The 2,396-nt window shown below is 72.9% G+C and carries 4 protein-coding genes; 3 read left to right on the top strand and 1 reads right to left on the bottom strand.

The window, feature by feature from the left end:
* The 3 genes from Q0112_RS05120 to Q0112_RS05130 form a co-directional block, all read left to right on the top strand.
* Nucleotides 1-584 (top strand): AAA family ATPase (locus tag Q0112_RS05120; protein ID WP_324565414.1); only part of this gene is annotated, 584 nt, incomplete at its 5' end.
* Entirely contained in the window at nucleotides 584-1,201 is a 618-nt protein-coding gene (locus tag Q0112_RS05125) for a MarC family protein (RefSeq protein ID WP_297972339.1), read from the top strand. The genes Q0112_RS05120 and Q0112_RS05125, both read left to right, overlap by 1 nt.
* Nucleotide 1,202: 1 nt before the next feature.
* The gene (locus Q0112_RS05130; protein WP_297972335.1) at nucleotides 1,203-1,790 is read left to right on the top strand and encodes a TIGR02281 family clan AA aspartic protease; all 588 of its coding nucleotides are present in this window, start codon (nucleotides 1,203-1,205) and stop codon (nucleotides 1,788-1,790) included.
* A gap of 7 nt (nucleotides 1,791-1,797) precedes the next feature.
* Here Q0112_RS05130 and Q0112_RS05135 read toward each other — a convergent pair whose 3' ends face one another.
* Nucleotides 1,798-2,226 carry a VOC family protein gene (locus Q0112_RS05135; protein ID WP_297972337.1) on the bottom strand — a complete coding sequence of 143 codons (429 nt, stop codon included), beginning with the start codon at nucleotides 2,224-2,226 and terminating at the stop codon, nucleotides 1,798-1,800.
* Nucleotides 2,227-2,396 lie beyond the last annotated feature (170 nt).

Genomic DNA, 2,396 nt, shown 5'->3' on the forward strand with positions numbered 1-2,396 from the left:
CGGGCGGGCAGAAGACGCGGCTGTCGCTGCTGCTCGCCGCGCTCGATGCGCCGCATATGATCATCCTCGACGAGCCGACCAACCATCTCGACATCGAGAGCCGCGACGCGCTGGTCGAGGCGCTGACCGAGTACGGCGGGGCGGTGATCCTGGTCAGCCACGACCCGCATCTGGTCGAGCTGGTGGCGGAGCGGCTGTGGCTGGTGAAGGACGGGCGGGTGCGGCCGTTCGAGGACGACATGGACGCCTACCGGCGGCTGCTCCTGGCCGAGCGCGGGGGGGCGCCGGTGCGCGACCCCACGCGCGATTCGGCGCGGCGGGAGGAGAAGCCGAAGCCGCGGGCGCCGCGCGGCGGGGTGGCGCCGCTGCGCGCCGAGGTGGCGAAGTGCGAGGCGCGCGTGGCGAGGCTCGAGGAGATGCGGGCGGAGATCGACGGGCGGCTGGCCAATCCGCTGCTCTATTCGCGCGGCGACACCGAGGAGGTGGCGCGGCTGCAGCGGAAGCGGGCCGAGGTCGAGGCGGGGCTCGAGCGGGCCGAGGCGCTCTGGCTCGCGGCGCTCGAGCGGCTCGAGGCGGTGGGGTGATGCTCGACATCCTCGTGCCGGCCTTCGTCACGCTCTTCGTCATCATCGACCCGATCGGGCTGGCGCCGCTCTTCATCGCGCTGACGCAAGGCATGACCGAGGCGGAGCGCGAGCGGGTCGGGCGGCGGGCGCTCGTCCTCTCCTTCCTGCTGCTTGCGGCCTTCGGGCTCTTCGGCGAGCGGCTCCTGACCGGCATCGGCATCTCGCTGCCGGCCTTCCGCATCTCGGGCGGGCTGCTCCTCTTCCTGACCGCGCTCGACATGCTCTTCGAGCGGCGGACCGACCGGCGCGAGCGCAAGGCGGGCGAGGCGCCGTCCGACCCCTCGGTCTTCCCGCTGGCGATGCCGCTGATCGCCGGGCCGGGGGCGCTGACGACGATGATCCTGCTGACCAGCCGGCATTCCGATCCGGCCTCGCTCGTCGGGATCAACCTCGTCATGCTGGCGGTGCTGCTGCTCACCTATCTCGCCTTCCGGCTGAGCCGGGTCTTCGCGCGGGCGCTCGGCCATACCGGCATCCTGGTGCTGACGCGGCTCTTCGGCATCCTGCTCGCCGCGCTCTCGGTGCAGTTCGTGCTCGACGGGCTGCGCGACTACGGCTTCGTCGCGGGGGGCTGAGGTGGGGCGCGATCCCGACACGGTGATGCGGGCGGTCTATCTGCTGGTGCTGCTGGTCGGCGTCGGGAGCTTCTTTCTCTGGGGCCGGCGCGGGCGGCTCGGGCGGTCGCTGCGCGACCTCGCGGTCTGGGCGCTGATCTTCGCCATGGTGGTCATCGCCTACGGCTTCCGCGACGTGCTGCGCGAGGAGCTGCTGCCCGCGGCGATGGTGCAGGTCGCGCCGGACGCGATCGAGCTGCGCCGCGGCTCGGACGGGCACTTCCATGCCGAGCTGGAGGTGAACGGCAGGCCGGTGCGCTTCATGATCGACACCGGCGCCTCCGGCATCGTGCTGTCGCTCGGCGACGCGGCGCGCGTCGGGCTCGACACCGGGAGCATGAGCTTCTCCGGGCGGGCGATCACCGCCAACGGGCCGGTCGGGACGGCGCCGGTGCGCCTCGGGACGGTGCGCTTCGGCGACTTCACCGACACCAACGTGCCGGCGAACGTCACCGACGGGCAGCTCGGGCAGTCGCTGCTCGGCATGGCCTATCTCGACAGCTTCTCGGCGATCGAGATCTCCGGCGACCGGATGACGCTGCGCCGCTGAGGCCCCCTCAGCCGGGAAAGTCCCAGAGCCGGGGCTCGGCGAACTCGACCGAGTTGCCGGCGGGGTCGCGGACGTAGATCGAGCGGGCGCCGTTCGGCCAGCGGAAGTCGGCCTCGATCGCGACGCCGGCCGCCTCGAGACGGGCGCGCCAGGCGTCGAGATCGGCGGCCGCGGCGGCGAAGGCGAGGTGGCCGGGCCCGCGGGCGCCGTGCGGCGGCACCGGCAGGCGGGCGTCCGGCGCCGGCGGGGGCTCGGTCTCCGCCGGGTTGAAGATCAGCAGCATCGCCCCCTCGAGGCGGAAGAAGACGTGGCGCTCGCCGGCGCGCGCCGCCCGCTCGAGCCCGAGCACGTCGCCGTAGAAGGCCTCGGCGGCGTCGAGGTCGGCGGCGTAGAGCGCCGTCTCGAGGATGCGCTGCGGGCGGGGCGCGGAGGGCATGGGCGGCTAGAAGGCCCAGACGTAGGGCACGAGGCCGACGGCGACGACGAAGAACCAGAGCATCATCGGCAGGCCGAACTTCCAGTAGTCGCCGAAACGGTAGCCGCCCGGCTCCATTGACCTTTCCCCGGATTTAGGGCCGCGCGGAACTGGAATCCTCCGGTCGAAAC

Source organism: uncultured Amaricoccus sp. (assembly GCF_937858865.1).
Classification (GTDB): Bacteria; Pseudomonadota; Alphaproteobacteria; order Rhodobacterales; family Rhodobacteraceae; genus Amaricoccus.

Excerpts from the sequence above, each read along its gene's own strand:
- Q0112_RS05125 (WP_297972339.1), top strand. The coding sequence starts at position 584 with ATGCTCGACATCCTCGTGCCGGCCTTCGTCACGCTCTTCGTCATCATC.
- Q0112_RS05135 (WP_297972337.1), bottom strand. The coding sequence starts at position 2,226 with ATGCCCTCCGCGCCCCGCCCGCAGCGCATCCTCGAGACGGCGCTCTAC.